13 protein-coding genes are annotated in these 15,936 nt (G+C 58.5%); 3 read left to right on the forward strand and 10 right to left on the reverse strand.

All coding sequences use genetic code 11. The features are described 5' to 3' along the window. Positions 1-237: 237 nt before the first annotated feature. From AC1MH0_RS23210 to AC1MH0_RS23255, 10 genes are all read right to left on the reverse strand, one after another. The gene (locus tag AC1MH0_RS23210) at positions 238-1,203 is read right to left on the reverse strand and encodes a site-specific integrase (protein WP_480966413.1); all 966 of its coding nucleotides are present in this window, start codon (positions 1,201-1,203) and stop codon (positions 238-240) included. A gap of 370 nt (positions 1,204-1,573) precedes the next feature. Continuing rightward, positions 1,574-1,756, reverse strand: a complete 183-nt coding sequence (locus AC1MH0_RS23215) for a hypothetical protein (RefSeq protein WP_480966414.1) — start codon at positions 1,754-1,756, stop codon at positions 1,574-1,576. Positions 1,757-2,026: 270 nt separating this feature from the next. Next, on the reverse strand, positions 2,027-3,187 hold the full coding sequence (locus AC1MH0_RS23220) for a hypothetical protein (protein ID WP_480966415.1): 1,161 nt from the start codon (positions 3,185-3,187) through the stop codon (positions 2,027-2,029). 65 nt (positions 3,188-3,252) lie between these two features. Continuing rightward, the gene (locus tag AC1MH0_RS23225) at positions 3,253-5,481 is read right to left on the reverse strand and encodes a GumC family protein (protein WP_480966416.1); all 2,229 of its coding nucleotides are present in this window, start codon (positions 5,479-5,481) and stop codon (positions 3,253-3,255) included. Positions 5,482-5,491: 10 nt separating this feature from the next. Next, positions 5,492-6,202, reverse strand: coding sequence for a polysaccharide biosynthesis/export family protein (locus AC1MH0_RS23230; protein ID WP_480966417.1), 711 nt, complete (start codon positions 6,200-6,202; stop codon positions 5,492-5,494). Between the two features lie 48 nt (positions 6,203-6,250). Further along, positions 6,251-7,705, reverse strand: coding sequence for an O-antigen ligase family protein (locus AC1MH0_RS23235; protein WP_480966418.1), 1,455 nt, complete (start codon positions 7,703-7,705; stop codon positions 6,251-6,253). An 87-nt stretch (positions 7,706-7,792) separates the two neighbouring features. Continuing rightward, the gene (locus tag AC1MH0_RS23240) at positions 7,793-9,742 is read right to left on the reverse strand and encodes a polysaccharide biosynthesis protein (protein WP_480966419.1); all 1,950 of its coding nucleotides are present in this window, start codon (positions 9,740-9,742) and stop codon (positions 7,793-7,795) included. A 251-nt stretch (positions 9,743-9,993) separates the two neighbouring features. Further along, positions 9,994-11,097: an EpsG family protein gene (locus AC1MH0_RS23245; protein ID WP_480966420.1), complete on the reverse strand. Its 1,104-nt coding sequence runs from the start codon at positions 11,095-11,097 to the stop codon at positions 9,994-9,996. Then, entirely contained in the window at positions 11,060-11,950 is an 891-nt protein-coding gene (locus AC1MH0_RS23250; protein WP_480966421.1) for a glycosyltransferase family protein, read from the reverse strand. Before AC1MH0_RS23250 ends, AC1MH0_RS23245 begins: the two co-directional genes overlap by 38 nt. A 125-nt stretch (positions 11,951-12,075) precedes the next feature. Then, positions 12,076-12,999 (reverse strand): glycosyltransferase, encoded by a 924-nt coding sequence (locus AC1MH0_RS23255; RefSeq protein ID WP_480966422.1) that lies wholly within the window; start codon positions 12,997-12,999, stop codon positions 12,076-12,078. A gap of 201 nt (positions 13,000-13,200) precedes the next feature. On the opposite strand from AC1MH0_RS23255, the gene AC1MH0_RS23260 reads away from it, so the two are divergent. From AC1MH0_RS23260 to AC1MH0_RS23270, 3 genes are all read left to right on the forward strand, one after another. Then, the gene (locus AC1MH0_RS23260; RefSeq protein WP_480966423.1) at positions 13,201-14,751 is read left to right on the forward strand and encodes a glycosyl hydrolase family 28-related protein; all 1,551 of its coding nucleotides are present in this window, start codon (positions 13,201-13,203) and stop codon (positions 14,749-14,751) included. Between the two features lie 410 nt (positions 14,752-15,161). Then, positions 15,162-15,458, forward strand: a complete 297-nt coding sequence (locus AC1MH0_RS23265) for a hypothetical protein (RefSeq protein WP_480966424.1) — start codon at positions 15,162-15,164, stop codon at positions 15,456-15,458. Beyond that, positions 15,459-15,932 carry a hypothetical protein gene (locus AC1MH0_RS23270; protein WP_480966425.1) on the forward strand — a complete coding sequence of 158 codons (474 nt, stop codon included), beginning with the start codon at positions 15,459-15,461 and terminating at the stop codon, positions 15,930-15,932. It begins immediately after the preceding gene. The last annotated feature ends 4 nt before the right edge of the window (positions 15,933-15,936 follow it).

The following is a 15,936-nucleotide window of genomic DNA, read 5'->3' on the forward strand; positions in this document are numbered from 1 at the left end:
TACATAGCGGTTACTCGCACGCCGCAGCCGCTGTTCTTCCTAGGCGTTCGATCCTAGCATTTACTAATGCGGGTTCGACCTACTGTTCGGCCAGCGCTTCACGCTGGGCGTCCGCGCGTTCGGCGCGACCTCGAAGCAGTGGGCGGATCGCGGTGCCAAGGCATTGATAAGGCTCCGCCCCGACAATACGATAGGTCCTACATGTCGGCGTGTTGACAGGTAGAATTGTCGGTAGTTCTAAAGGAACCGCTGGCCTGCGTGATCCTTGAATAATTCAGCGTTGCGAACATAGTCGGCGAGCACCTGCACCGATTTATGCCGACTGACTTCCTGAAGCTTGAAAATCGTCGCGCCTTGCGATGCGCCCTCGGTGAGGAACCCTGCGCGCAACGAATGTCCAGCGAAGTGGGCCGGATCATAGCCCGCTGCTGCCGAATGACGCTGGACTAGGCGCGCGATCGCACGGTCCGACATGGCAGCAGGGGTCAGGGCATCGAGCCGCGACAGACGCCGAAAAAGCGGTCCCTCGGCATGCCCGGCCGCAGCCATCCAGTCGAGAAGGAGCGCCTTTGGCCGAATGCGTGAGCCTTCCGGGATAGCGATGACGATGCCTTGCCGCGTCTGATCGGTTTTTGAATGGGCAATCGTAAGCCTCAGCCCTTCGGGTACGATCCCAATATGCTCGACCTGCAGTGCGACGATCTCAGACCTCCGCAACGCGGCCGCCATCCCGATCGCCAGGATTGCCCGATCGCGCAGTGCTCGCAGACCGTCGCCCTCGATGGCGGCCAACATATTGCGTAGCGCCGCTGCGTCTGCGGGGTGCTTTTGCCGTTTGGCGCCCCCGTGTTCTGCACGGATGCCAGCGAGCACTTCGGCCAGACGCCCCGCGGTCGGCATGGCAGTGGGCGCTGGATACCCTCCAACGCGGTGATGATGTCCGATCGCCGCCACCCGCCGGTTAATCGTCGACGGGTTGAGCCCCGCGGTTGCCTGGTCGCTGGCAAAGACGGCGACGACATCGGGCGTTGCCGGCAACGAGGCCAGCCCGTGCTGCGTGCACCAAGCCGTGAAGATCGCCCAATCGGAATCATAGGCCCGCCGTGTCGCACCGGCGCGGGCCGCTTTGGCGTACGCGGCCGCCCGCTCGATCTTTTCGTGGAGGATCGCGGGCAGCGTCGGCTCATTCGTGTCGAAAGTCACGAGCGCGGTCGGCGCTAGTGCAAAGTCCAGATCGACCGGTATCGGCTCAAGGGGGTGCGGAGCGACCATATAACCATGTGTGCCACGACGGATTCCCGCATGCTACCCCCTGCGTCCGAGAATGACAGTTATCGGACAGAGGATCATCCTACCAAGGTAGCAGAGTCAGCGTTTGTCATGCTCCATGTGCCAAGAGGGCCGGCTTATCTCCAGTCCGGAACGGACGGCAACGCCCAGCGGGCGGGGGGGGGGCTCGTCGCCAGTTGACCAACTATACCGGACCTACCATCGCTTCCGACTTTTACCGATCGATACAGCCGCGGATTTTTACTACTCGCCATGCTGCCTTTCTTCGCCAGCGGCGCCAACCCTAACGCTTCGTGCGAGCGGCACCTGCCACGCGCGCTTGATCGCCCGCAACGACGAACGGCGAAATTGTATTAGCCTGCGGATTATAGTTGCGATCGATCCGGTTGCGCAGGCGCGATTCAACACGGTTTTGAATGCGGTTGTTGATCCGACCGAACGGTTCGATTCCCGTATCCTTCGCCACGCTTTCACGCGTTTGGCGCTGGCCGAATTGATCGACCGGATCGACGGGCGTCCGCGTAGGAGGCGCTAGCGCTGGATCGGTCTCAGCCGGCTCACTCGAGTCGAACGTCTGGGGCGATTTTTGGATCTGGGCGGTGGCGGGAACGACTGCCCCGATTGCTACCACTGCGAACAAAATAAGGCGCTTCAACATCTGAACTCCGATAATCGCAGTATCGCCAGACACCCCGTAGGGCGCCCGCGACAATACACCGTTTTGGAGATGGTTACGTCACCGTCCGCCGACAACCGGGCGCAGCCGGACTTGTGTCACCTGTCCCGCAATACTGGACGACTGGTCTGACGCGCGCGCGATCAATGTCAGCACCTGTAACGGACAGTCGCTACCCACATGCATAGTCGCGTTAAAACGTCCCGTCGCTGGAATGGTTGCCCGCCCCAGTTCTTTCCCGTCACGACAGATCAGCGACCAATACGGCAAAGCGTCGTCTGCTCCCTCAATCCCCGTCATCGTGCCCTCCAGCACGTAATCCCCTGGGGGCAGCAGTTCGACTTGCTTCAACATCGGGCCGTTCGTGCTCGTCGATGCGGTGAAATCGAACCGTCCGCCGCCCGCGCTAGCCTGGACTGAGGATGTCGCATCGGGGTTATCGATCGCGACCCAATCAAATTGCGTCGGCGCAGCTTGTTGCGCGGTAAAACGCGGATCGCGTGATACGCCACGCATGGCGCCCGGCCGAAGCGAGGCATAATATGCCCAAGCGCCGTCGATATCGTTCGTTGCCAGCAGCGCATCGACCACACGGGCTTGGGCAGCTTCCGGAACCATGAGTCCGGCGCGCTTCATACCTGCGAGCAGTTGAGCAACCGACTTCGGGCTCGTGCTCGCGGCTGCCGCATAGATGGTAAAATCGCTACCCCAGGGTGCGCCTCGCATCATTGTCTTGATCAAGGCGGATCTGATGTCGGGGTCCGTCAAAGCCGATGCCAGGACCGGGAACAACAGGCCGCTTCCGACCTTCTGAGTCCGCAGCGCCACGTCATATTGATACAGCGCACCCGGTACGTCGCTTCGGGCGACTGCGTCCTCGATAGCCCATAATTGCGTTCGCAGATCGCGCCGAGACAGTTTTCCGGAATAGGCGAACAGCCGTCGGGCCGCAGCAGTATCACCACGAAGCTGCGCGTTCAAACCAAGGGTCGCAACCGCCGCCACGACCGTCGGGTCGTGCCGCAATGCGGCCTTCGCGAGATCGTCGGCACGGGCGCGTTGGTCTCGGGTCGCTTTCTGGTCGGTAGACAAAATTCCCGAGAGCATGCCGGCGATCCGTCCGTCCTCAGGTGCGAGCCGATGCGCGCGTTCGGTCGCATTGTCCTGCAACATCGCACCAATCGACCGGGTCAGCGAGACATAGCCAAGTACGATCGCCAACACAGCGAGTAACAGCCGGATGGCGACTGTCGAAGGTCTCCCCTTGGTGAGCACCGGTTCTATCCTTACCCGCGCGCCGCCTTCTTCTCCGCGGCAGCGTCGCGACCATAGCCATAGCCATATTCATAGCCGTAACCATAATGCGCCTTGCGAGCATCGAACTTGGTCAGGATGCCGCCCAAGACATGGGCGTTGGCGCTAGCCAGACGATTGAGCGCCGTCTTGACCATGGTGGCGCGAATTCCGTGCGATTCCACGGCATATATCACGCCTTCGACACGGCTGGCGATCAACGGTGCATCTGCGAGGCCCATAACGGGCGGTGAATCGATCACGACGTGATCATAGGTTTCGAGCAGCCGATCGATCAGCATCGACAACCTGTTGCCGGTCAGCAGTTCGGCTGCATTGGGCGGGATCGGCCCCGCAGACATCGCCATGAACCCAAGATCATGCATGTCGAACAGCAGCGAGTCGATATCGTCCTGCCCGGCCAGGAAGTTGCTGAGGCCACGGTCATGGTCGACATCGCCGAGGTGGTGGATCGACGGCGAGCGCATGTCGCCATCGATCAGGATGACCTTCCGCTTGGCACGCGCCAGCATGGTCGCGATTGCCAGAGCGGTGGTCGACTTGCCTTCGGCAGGACGCGTCGAGGTGATCGACAGCGAGCGTGGAACGCCATGTTCCGTACTGAAGCTTAGATTGGTCTGGATGGCCAGGTACGCGTCGACCAGATCGGATTTGCGATCGAGCAAGGCGTCGCGAGGCGACTGGTTCTCGACCTTGGGCACCGATCCGAGCAACGGCAGGCCAAGCCTGCGCTCGACCTCTGCCGGATCCGCAATCGCCTCGTCGATCTGCTCGAGCCCAAACGCGAGGCCAGTACCAAGGATGGCACCCACAACAAGCGCGATCAGCAGATTGAGGAACAATCTCGGGCTGGACGGACGCTGTGGCAAATCAGCCTGATCGACGATCGACACGTTGTTCACGCCGACGCCGCCCGCGACACCGATCTCCTTGAACCGCTGCAGCAGCCCTTCGTACAATGCGCGGTTAGTATCCACTTCCTGTTGGAAGATGTTGTACTGGATCGAGCGTCGACGAAGATCGAGATAATTGTTTTTTAGCTGATCGACACGGTTCTGAAGGCCGCGCTCACGCTCGACCGCACCACGAGTTTCTGCAGCAAGCGAATCCACGACCCGCCGCTCTTCGTTGCCGATGCTCCGATCGAGCTGATCAATCTGAGACTTGATCGCTCGCGCAGCGGGATAGCCCGGCTCGAACTGGGTCATCAGTTCCTGATACTGCGCCGCCAATTCCGCGCGACGTTGACGCAAGCCGCTGATCGTCGAGTTGCGCAACGCCTCTGTCGAAGCCCCGGCCCGCCCGGCTTCACGGGATCTCGCTTCGGTCTGTATCCGGTCCGCGGTAGCTTGCGACAAGGCGGAATTGAGCGAGGCCAGATCGTCCGCGACGATCGACCGCTCACTCGTTACGCCTTGGCTCGACGTTTGGGTCGGCAAATTGATGATGCGCTCTTGCGAAGCATAGGCGACAAGCTGTCGCTGCGATTCATCGAGGCGTTGCTTCTGCTGAGCGAGTTGCCCTTTCAGCAAATTACGACCGTAAGACGTCGCTTGAACCTTACGCTCCAAGTTCGTCTCGATAAAGTTCTCGGCCCAGGCATTGGCAACGCGTGCTGAGAAGGCAGGATCGGGGCTGGTAAAACGAATCTCTACCAAACGCGAAAGTCGCGTCGGCTCCACGCCCAAATGGTCCAGCAATATCTCACCGGCGATACGTTGACGTTCGGCGCGCCCGCTGGCGCTGTAGCGTCCGTTGACCATCGCGAATGTTGGGGTGTTGCCGGCTGCCCCGAACATATCGAAAAACTTCTGGTCGTCGACCAGACGTAATCGTGCCGCGACGCGTTCCGACAGAGCGCGCGAACTCAACAAGCCATATTGAGTCTGGTAGAATTCCTGATCGGCGGTACCAGGATTTCGTTCCACACCTTCGAAGTTCGTGACCTGGTTTGCTTCGCGCGATATCTCGATGGTTGCACCCGCCGTATAGTGCGGGGTCATCAAAAGCGTCACGATCAGGCTTAGCAGAATACAGCCGGCGATGACGCTGAGAATGACATAGCGACGACGCATGGCGATGCGCAGGTACTGACGGATCATCGGAACATCTTCCGGGATCGGCCGCGTCGCTTGATTGAACGCAGGAGCTAGAGCAGGCAGCGCGGCACCGCCCCCCAGGTTCGAATTCACGAGGTTCATACCCGGGCCTTTACTGTAGCAGCGCGATCAACGGTCCCGCGAGAAGCGGTGAAACCGAGACGAAATCGCGGAACATGCGTCGCTGCGGAGAATCGCCAACGATGATCACGTCGTTGGCATAGACTGGCGGGTCATCATACGTGCCGCGGCGGATTGCAGCGACATTGTACAGCCCGGCCATCCGCTGATTTTGAACGGTTCGCAGGATGACGACGTCTTCCTGTTTGGCAAATTCCGACATGCCGCGTGCGGACGCGATAACACGCATCAAGGTCATCTGATTGGTGACCGGATACAGTCCAGGCTCGTTGACCTGACCGTCGATCGTCACGACCTGGCTGACCGAGCTCTTAATGTTCACGATCACTTCGGGATTACGAACATAGCGCTGGCGCAGCGCTGCTTCGATCACGCGTGCGAGTTCCGCGGCAGTACGACCGCGGGCCTCGATCGTACCCGCCAGCGGCATAGCGATCCGACCACTCGAATCTACCTGCATCTCGCGGCTGAGCGCTGACACGTTGAACACGTCGACCTGAATCGTATCGAGCGGCCCGATGAGCGCGGGGCGATCGGCGGCAGTCAGATCGCTGCGGTCGGGCGCTGGCAGGACATTGCTGCCCTCCACTACAGTCAGCCGCTCCGTCGAGGTCAGAGGTCGCGATGTGGCGCACCCAGCGAGTATCGCGGCAACTGAAAGTACGATTAAGGGCTTGCGCATGCGCTGCAGTTTTTCCGCGATTGTATAAAGATTGGATCGCTATAGGTGTTAGCCTTCAGCGCGTAAAGCCGGCCCCTCGAGGGTGGCTTTGGACCTGCACAGCCAGCTTGCGGCGATCACCAGCATCGCCATGATCATGGGCGTACGGGCCGGATAATCGAATACGCTCGCGACGATCGTCAATCCGATCATGGTCGACCCCAATCGGGCGAGCAGCGCGTCGCTGCCGCTTCGCCACGCACGCACGCTGGCGAATGCCCACCACAGGATCGCCGATGCGAGCAGGAGGGCACCGGGCAAGCCTGCGTCCAGCACGATTTCAAGAACGTCATTATGCGCGTGGTTGAAATACGTCAGCTTCAGCAGGGACATCGGCTCATGGATGCGGAAAATCGGATCGAACCCGCCCAGTCCCGATCCGACAGGGAAATAGCTCGAGATCATGTCGAGTACCGTCGGCAGGGCTCTGCCACGCATGTCCTCGCCGCCACTAGGGGCAAAAATTCGGTTGATCGATACGGCACGGTTGCTGCTGATCGCGGTAAGGACCGCCAGCACGAGCGTAACCGCGCTGCCCCCGACTACCGTCGGAAGAACCCAGCGAGGATAGCGTCGCATGGTCTTAGCGATGGCATGACGGACCATCAGCGGTCCGACGACGAGCGCAATCGCCGCAAGTACCAATCCTGCGCGTGATCCCGTCGCGAGGATCATCAGGGTGAAGAACACCAGCATTCCCAGTGCGGCGACCATACGAAACGCCGACTGCGACGACTTCAAAAACGCCCATGTCGGCACAAGCAGACATCCGAACGCCAGGAACAGCGCCAGATGGTTGCGATTGGCGAACGACGCGCTGATCTGGCCAACGGTGTCGTTGATCAGTGGGTTGTTGAACCGAGATCCCGAAAACTGCAGCAAAGCCAACAGGGTGGACGTTGCAACCAAGCCCAGCAGGACAGTCGGCAACCATGACCGCTCGGGCTCACGCAGCCCACAGATCAGGATCAGGATCGTGAACGGCACGACCAGCGAGGCAGCTGCATTGAACGTCGCGCTGGGCACGATGGCAATCGGCCGCCAGGGCTGCGCTTCCCCCAATGCGGTTGCTGCCTCGGTGAACAAAGCGCGCCCCGGCAAGGCCTGCCAAATCGCGGGTGGTAACGGCACGAGTTGCAGCACCGCGAGCGCAAGCGCGAGGAGCAGAAAAACAAGAACAGGTCGTTCCGGCTTTAAGATCGGCTTGGGTCCGAATAGCGCAACTAGGATCAGCATCGTCCATGCTGCGCCACGTACCACGACCTGACCCGGCACGTCTCCGCGCGAGGCTCCACCCGCAATCCATAGTATCGCCAGGAACACCATCAGAAGAATGAAGGACAGGCTGGGGCGAAACGTCGTGGTAGCGCCGAACCTGCGCAGCGCACTGCCCGCCTGCCTACTACCACCCCGTCCGCTGCCAACCCGGCGGTTATCGGATCTACTGCCGGATTGCGATGTCATGAACGATAAGCCTTGTTGCCAGTCTGCATTTCTAGTCTCGCGAGGCCGGCCAATCCATTCTCACGCTGGAGAACCCCACACTGGAGATCATAGCATTTTCGAAAGTACCGGGGCATCGGACGATAGAGAAAACGCCGGCTTGTCGACCAATGTCACCCAATCCACGACGTCACTGGTCGGCGTGAACTCGACCACCATATGCTGTAATAATTCGCGCGCGCCGTAAACGTCGCTGCCTTCGATCATGCGACCCAACCGATCGAGCTGCTCGCGCACCATCGGCCAGGGCAGGCTATGCTCGGTCGCCTTCATGATCCGCGGATGGGCAGTCGGTAGCGGACTGTTGCCGATCAGCAGTTCCTCGAACAGCTTTTCGCCCGGACGCAGACCGACGATCCGAATTTCAATGTCGCCATCGGGACGCGCGGCATCGCGTACGGTAAGCCCCGAGAGGCGGATCATGTTGCGGGCCATGTCATAGATCCGCACCGGCTCGCCCATGTCCAGCACGAACACTTCACCGCCTTTCGCCATTGCCCCGGCCTGCAACACCAGCTGCACCGCCTCGGGAATAGTCATGAAATAGCGCGTGATGTCGGGATGCGTGATTGTGATCGGGCCCCCCTTCTTGATCTGGCGCGTGAACAGCGGGACCACCGAGCCACTGGACCCGAGCACGTTGCCGAACCGGACCATCGAGAAGCACGTCCGTGTCCCCGCTTCGGTCTGGCTGAGACCTTGCAAGACCAGTTCGGCCAGCCTTTTCGAGGCGCCCATGATGTTGGTCGGTCGTACCGCCTTGTCGGTGCTGATCAGCACGAAATCACGCACGTCGTGTTTCGCCGAGAGTTCCGCGACGATCGCCGTGCCCAGGACGTTGTTGCGCAACCCCTCCAGGGGATTATGCTCGACCAACGGCACATGCTTGTAGGCGGCAGCATGGAAAACCATCTGCGGTCGCCATGTTCGCAGGATGGCGTCCATACGGACCCGGTCGGTAACCGATGCGAGCAGTGGGACGAGCATGTCGCCGTTGGCTGCCTGCAACTCGTTGTGAATTGTATAGAGCGCATATTCGCTGCGATCGATCAGTAGCAGTATCCGCGGCTTGAGCGCAGCGATCTGTCGACATAGCTCGCTGCCGATCGACCCACCAGCGCCGGTCACCAGGATCACGCCACCGGTAATATGTTCGTGGAGTTCGCCATTGTCGTAGACCACCGGATCGCGCTGGAGCAGATCGGTAATCGTCACGTCATGCAGGTCGCTGATTTGAAACGTACCGTGCGCCAGGTCCATCAATCCGGGCAAGGTCCTTACACGAAGGCCCAGTCGGTTAAGACGGTCGATGATCTCGGTCCGCCGCCCCCGGCGTGCAGTTGGTATTGCGAGCAGGACTTCGGTAATCCCGAGCCGTTCGACCACCTTTTCCAGTTCTTTGGGCTCGTAAACACGCAAGCGCCGGATCCGGTTGTTGTGCAGAGAATGATCGTCGTCGAGAAAGCCGACGATCTTCATTTCTCTGCTAATGGCCATCGCTTCCGCCAACTGACGGCCGGTAGCACCTGCACCATAGATTAGCGCTCGTGATTTGTTTTGCGACGACCGAAGTTTCAGATATCGCTGACCCAATACTATACTAGCGACAGACCGGGATGCCGCCACTGCAATGAATAGCAGCACTGGCTGCAACAGTCCGATCGTACGCGGAATAAACTCGAACCCGTACGCCGTGATGAAAGCTGCGTACCCTAGGCCATATACCACGCACGCGATCGCGCAGGACGTGATCGCATCAGCCCCAGCATGACGAAAGACTATACGGTACAAGCCGAATGCTGCAAAGATTGGAATAGCTAGAATGGTCGAAAGACCGATTGCCAGCGTAGGCCGCCCGTTCATTGGCACCCATTCGCCCAGACGAATGTAGTAGGCTAGCCACACGGTCAGCGCGCAAAGCGCAACATCAACGCCAATCGCGATCGTACGCTTTAACGATCGAGGCAGAGCCAAAAGGGGTTCTGCGATAAACTTCATGCGATACTCCGGACCGGGCGATATCCACCAGACCGCCGCCCTTACCGCCAATCGATAAAGTGGGAAAGGGTTGCCTCGGAGGCGTGTCAACGCGTTGGTGCCCTTTCGTGTCGACCTAGCCGACCGGGAGTTCACCTCTGTTTACAGCTATGAACGGCAAGGATCAGAACCGCGCAAAATTCCCGGTCAATCGAGTACCCAGGACAAATTGCATGGTCCGACAGACACCTACCGATTAGAATAAATCTGATTTAATGATAAATTTGCGTGAACTGAAATATAAACAGTCCGGCACATCCAAAAACAAAAACGACGGCGGTAGAGTTTTTTATACCAAGCTTTTCCCAAGGAATTGTTGCGATCATCGCCATCAACCAAAACGGCGCCTGGCGAAATGCGGCAACTGGAGATGACGAAAAAAATAGTAATATATAAATTGCAAATGACGTCAGAACAAAGACGCTTAGTCTTTCGGATTCATTATTTTTGACGATCAAAAATAAAATTGTTAGCAGCGTTACAAATGCTAGAAATATATAATGGCCAATTTGCGTTGGTGACGAATTTATATCGGTATATACATCATACTTTGAAACAAGTGGAATAGACTGAATTAGACTTGTTACAGAACCAGAGAGTTGCGGCAGCACTCCTCCGATAGCAAATATTACAGCAATCGTTATTATATAGAATTTACGTGATTTATTGGCGCGCAATATCTTTGGAAGATAGGGCTCGAAGTACAGTATCGCTATTGGTAATGCGGCGAGCAGAGAGGAAATATGAAAAAGTGAGGCCGCTATCAGAAGTAGCCAAGCAGTAGGACGGCGATCCGTTGCATACCGCACGCCCAGCGCAACCAAGAAATAGGCGGGTGTGGCGCGCATGGTAACAAAAGCAAGCAATGGCCCTAGTATGGCAAACGTAAATAACAGCGCAGTCCACGGAGATCGTTTCGACGGAAAAACAATCGCTAGAAACGCTAGGAATATTATAGACAAGCAGTAATGGGCTAAAATTATTGCCGATAATACCGATTTAGTAAGCCAGTAACTGGACATAAGATATGTATTTGAGAATAGCTCAAAGTATATAGAACTCGTAGATGGAAAATGAACCAAGGAGTCAAGATAGTATACATATGTGTCAAGATCGGCGTACCGCGTCGGATCGGTAAATATAGCGACGCCAAAAGTTACGAAAGCTATAGCTCCGTACCATATCCAATACAGGGTACTGTTATTTGGTCTATCTATGGCTGTATTGCTGATAGGATTTTCGATCATATTATTACCCTGACACGACGTCGCCGCTTGTTCAGACGGGCTGATGCTGATTAGTTCGACAAATGCCATCGACAACGGCAGAGAAAATATTACGAATTGTTAGAGACTTTTTCGTGCTGAATACAACGTAACTTGGGATCCGATACCCCAGTTTAACGAGCTCACTCAAGCGCCAACGGATTGGAATATATGGCTTCCGTGCAAGCCAGAACGTGTTCCGGACGATGAAATAATGCCGCAAGGGCGAGCGATGGACTGGGCGAAATCTGCCCATGATGTTGATTGCGTCTTCGCCCATGTCATGAGCCATGACGGCATCTGTAATAAGCACATTTTCAAAGCCGGATGCTCGCGCCCGAAAACACCATTCATGATCGATGCCGTCGATGAACAATTGCTCCCACATCGGTCCAACAGCGAACCAGGCTTTGCGGGTTAGCATCGTTCCCGAGGTGGCAAAGGTTGCTCCCCCCGCTATGTCGTTGGATGAGGTACCGTCATGGAGCACGGCCTTTCGATCGCGCAGCAGCGGAGCGACGCAGGCCAGTGAACGGCCCTCGGTCTGAATTGCGGTAGCAGCGGCCGCAAGGCGGTCCATCATTTCGGTAGTCGGTCGGCTGTCTTGGTCTAACATCAGCACGAAGTGCGCGCCGGTATCGATTGCCGTGCCGACTGCCTGGTTCAGCGCTCGCGCCAAGCCCAGGTTGGCGGCATTAAGGATTATGGACACACCCGGCTGCGATTGCAGCTTGTCGCGTTGCTTATCGCTGATTGCGTTGACCACTGCGACGACATGGACGCCCCACGTTGCCAATGTCCTGACGTTGTCGAGGTCGCTATCGGACGGATGAAATAATACTATTGCAACCGCGATATCGGCACGGTTGACTCGAACGTTGAGTGTTTGATGTTGAGGCGTCATGGGCAAGGCCTGTTTACTGCACGCGCTGGCCAAAGTGGCGCGTACGCGGAAAGCGGCTGCGCTGCCGGTTTTCAGAAACTACGTCAATCCGCATACCAGGCCGTCGAGCGCTATACACAGGTCGACTAAATCATTCCCAGTGCGAGAGCGATGCGCAGTTGCACCACACCAGTTCGGGTCCGTCGGAATTGACCTGCCTGGCGAACAAGCCACCATCGATCGGAAAAACGTCCTTGCGCCACCGCATCGAGTACCGATCGCTCCACCTCGGAACCGAGGACAACATGTCGCATCCACAGGATGTGATCATGATACCAGCTCGAGCGAACGTCCCGTAGTTTCGCCCTCACTTCGGCCAGGCCACGCTTTGCGCCGTATAAATTGCTGGCGTGCTGCCGATAGAGGATTTCAGCGCCTTGGTCTCGGACCCATTTCATACCACGTGAACGACAGATCGCGTACAGGATCCAGTCGTGTGATGCATCGCTGCAAAGCGCTGGTGCCTGCTCCATCACCTCTGCGGCAACCTTTGCGGCGCGGCTGCTCAGTACATATGTGCACCCTGCCGACCCGCCTTGGAACAGGTAATCCAAGTTGGCGACCCGCCCGGCCTTATGCAACACCCATGCCGAATTTGCGCCGGTTTCATACGCGATGAGGTCTGACGAATACCCTTCCGCGTCCTCCTGGACCAAGCGATCCGTGGCGCGCAGCAGCTTGTCCGGCGTCCAGACATCGTCCTGGTCGGCAAATGCCACATAATCATAGGATTGGGGGTCGACTGCGCTCAACAGGAGGAAGAAGTTGCCGGTCGCCGCGCCTGTCGACAGGCCGTTGTTGTCGATGATCGTCATCCGATCGGGATGGCGCTCGGCCCAGTCGTGCAGGATCGACGGGGTGGCATCGCGCGATCCATCGTCGCGAACATAGACATGAACATCCACACCGCGCTGCCACAGGATCGAGATCAACTGCGTCTCGCAATGCGCGGCGCCGTTATAGGTGGCAAGGAGGACCGCCACCTGCGGATTTGGCATTTGTAGCTTCATCAAACCTGACCTGTCGTATCGATGCGATGGGCACCGGTGCAGCGGTTTATTCCGTTTGAGCGAACCACAGATCGAAACCTATACAAATACGCCCGCGCCGGACGATTCCGGCGGGCCTTTGGCACAGATGGGCGCAGGCTGGAACCCCGACAGGCACAAGCTGTGTTGAACCGCCATCGAAAGAGCCGCAAGGGTTTCACCATGAACGACTTCCCAACCCGCCGTACGATTATCTCGGGTGCATCGCTGGCGGGCGCATCCTTGGCCGGGGCAGCGTTGGCCAACATGTCGAACGAACAGACGGTGCCGGCCGGTGTACGAAACACCGCAGACAATGGCGTCGCCACGCCTATTTCAATCCGGCAGTTCGGCGCGATCGGCGATGGCGGCTTCCATCCGCTGTCGACCCGATTTCCTAGCCTTTCGGCCGCCCGGAACGAGTACCCGGTGGCAAGTGCTTTGTCGGAGTCGTTGGACGGCGCCGCGATCCAGGCGGCGATCGATTATGCCGAGCAACTCGGGCGGTCGCTGCAGGCACGGTGTTGCGTGCATATCCCCGCGGGGCGCTACAGGCTGTCGCGGTCCATTCGCTTGCCCAGCAACGTCGTGCTGATCGGCGATGGCATCGGTGTGTCGATCATCGACAATCAGAATACCCCCCTCGACGTCCCGCTTATCGTCAATGCCGATCCCGATGTCGTCGCGATGAGCATCGAAGACCTGTCCCTGCATGGTGGAACACACGGCATTCGGATCACGGCCAAGCAATATGTCGATGGCTTTGACCTGCACCGTGTGTCGTTCCAGATGCAATCTGACAAGAACCTGGAATGCAACAGGCTGTTGCAGATCGGCACGTTGGTTCAGTGCGTCTTCGCCAAGGCACCTTACGGTGTCTATGTCGCCGAATGGACGACGAATGTCGTATCGTTTCACGATTGTCGCTTCGAAGATCATTCGCGTACGGCATTGCGCCTCAACGGCGCGGAGTGTGTCAACTTCTTCGGTGGGCGCTTTGAATCGGGTCGGGGCATACACGGCAACGACCCCACGTTGAGCCTAGACGGTGCCGCTGCAGTGAATTTTCATGGCGTGTATTTCGAAGGTACGCCGCCCGTGCTGCTGCGCGAAAGTCGTTCCCGCCACGGTGTGACCTTTACCGGATGTCATTTCACCGGATCCGCCAATCCTGGCGGACCGCCTGGAGCCTATCGTTTCGAAAGCGATGGAATCGTCAATTTCGGACCGAACGACTGGGGCACTCCGTCCCCTGGTCCAGCACGCATGGCCATATTCGGCCCGAATGCCGGCTTGGTGGGAACGGGTCGTCGTTATCTGCTGCGTACCCCGACCGATTGGCGCATACATTCCGAACAAGTCGGTCTTGCACCGGGCGGCTCTCACGACCTCGTTACGATAACGCGCGTTGGCAGTGGCAAGGCAGCGGCGGGTATCGCTGGTACGATCGAACTGTCCCGCATGGCTCGTCGCCCGGACAATAGCGTTCTGGTGACGCTCACCACCTATCGACTGACGGCAACCGCGTCGGACGATCACCCCATCACAGTCGAACTGACGCCAACCGCCACTGGCACATCCCCGGTTCGGGTCGCATCAGGTCCAGCGGATGCGGCCCACGCGACCATTGTCATGACCGCCACGGATGGCTTGCCGAGCACCATCAGGTGGACGCTTGTTGCACAGGCTATCACATCCACGCCAGATTTCAGGATGGAACTCGATCTTGGATGAAATATGTCGGGTGTAGAGGCCGTCAGGCATCGAAGACGACGGATACTCAGTCTTTGCTAAGCGCGCGCGCCTCCTCCTCGTCGTCGGTCCGTGGATGCTCGCGACCCGGGACATCGACCGGGGGCTCGGTGGCATGCGCGGCCGCAGGTGCTTCTGGACCTTCAGGGGTCCCGTAAGAATTGCTCGGGTCTATATCGGGCATGGATGTCTCCTTGGCTTCGGTGGGAAACGCGCAGGATGACGATCTGTGCCCCTCGACCATGCGCAGCATCCAAAACGTGCATCGCCTTGTTATTGCGACGCACCGGATCTGATCCGCGTGGCAAGATCGACCGACAATGGGCTGGACGGGAAGAACTCTGCCCGCCTACGGTCTGGGTATGAGAATTGTTATAAGCCTCCTTCTTCCGATGGCGATGCTCTCGGCGTGCGCAACCTCGCGCGACCTTCCGGCTGACTATATCGGCACGATCAAAACACAGACGGGCGCATCCGAAGTCGCCGCATGCGTAGGGCAATCGGTAGCCGTCACGCCGGTGACAACCGCCGACGGCTTGGTCGTCGATGCCCCGGGCGCACGCCCTCCCCGGCGCTACACGATTAAGCAGACCAAGGAGGAAACCGTTATTGTCATTGAAGGTGGTTATGCACCGGGCTTGGCGGCTTCGGATACAGCTGCGCTGAAATGTACCATGCGGGCCCGCTGAATGCGCAAGATGCTGCATGCGGGAATACTGGCTGCGGCACTCCCACTGCTGCTGTGCGCATGCAACAAGACGGTACCTGACCGTCCAAAGGATACGACGACGAAGGATCGGCAACAGGTCGAAGAAATCGATCTGTCGGTTCGACTTCGCGTCGCCGAGGCTCGGATTGCCAAACTGGAACGTCGGGTCTTCGAGCTGCAGGCGGCACCGGGCACGGTCGAGGCAGATCTGTTGCGACAGAGATTGACCGTTACCGAAGCCGCGCTGGCCGACGCGACGCGAGCAAGTGCCGACGTGCCGATGCCCGTGCCGGCGCCTACGCCACCGGGTCCAAGACCTGGACGCAAAAGCACAGCTCGAACGGAGCCGACCTCACCAGCCGCGCCGCCTCTATCACGGTCGAGCGTCAAGTCACCGACCGTGGCGCCCCGACTAAAGCTAGTCGATCCCAAGACATTCGAAATGACGCGCTAATCCG

The sequence above is a fragment of the Sphingomonas sp. AP28 genome (assembly GCF_056680455.1).

Bases quoted from the DNA above. Each gene is read 5' to 3' on its own strand.
- AC1MH0_RS23240 (WP_480966419.1), bottom strand. From the start codon at position 9,742: ATGAAGTTTATCGCAGAACCCCTTTTGGCTCTGCCTCGATCGTTAAAG.
- AC1MH0_RS23235 (WP_480966418.1), bottom strand. From the start codon at position 7,705: ATGACATCGCAATCCGGCAGTAGATCCGATAACCGCCGGGTTGGCAGC.
- AC1MH0_RS23245 (WP_480966420.1), bottom strand. From the start codon at position 11,097: ATGGCATTTGTCGAACTAATCAGCATCAGCCCGTCTGAACAAGCGGCG.
- AC1MH0_RS23270 (WP_480966425.1), top strand. From the start codon at position 15,459: ATGCGCAAGATGCTGCATGCGGGAATACTGGCTGCGGCACTCCCACTG.
- AC1MH0_RS23230 (WP_480966417.1), bottom strand. From the start codon at position 6,202: ATGCGCAAGCCCTTAATCGTACTTTCAGTTGCCGCGATACTCGCTGGG.
- AC1MH0_RS23225 (WP_480966416.1), bottom strand. From the start codon at position 5,481: ATGAACCTCGTGAATTCGAACCTGGGGGGCGGTGCCGCGCTGCCTGCT.
- AC1MH0_RS23265 (WP_480966424.1), top strand. From the start codon at position 15,162: ATGGCGATGCTCTCGGCGTGCGCAACCTCGCGCGACCTTCCGGCTGAC.
- AC1MH0_RS23250 (WP_480966421.1), bottom strand. From the start codon at position 11,950: ATGACGCCTCAACATCAAACACTCAACGTTCGAGTCAACCGTGCCGAT.
- AC1MH0_RS23260 (WP_480966423.1), top strand. From the start codon at position 13,201: ATGAACGACTTCCCAACCCGCCGTACGATTATCTCGGGTGCATCGCTG.
- AC1MH0_RS23255 (WP_480966422.1), bottom strand. From the start codon at position 12,999: ATGAAGCTACAAATGCCAAATCCGCAGGTGGCGGTCCTCCTTGCCACC.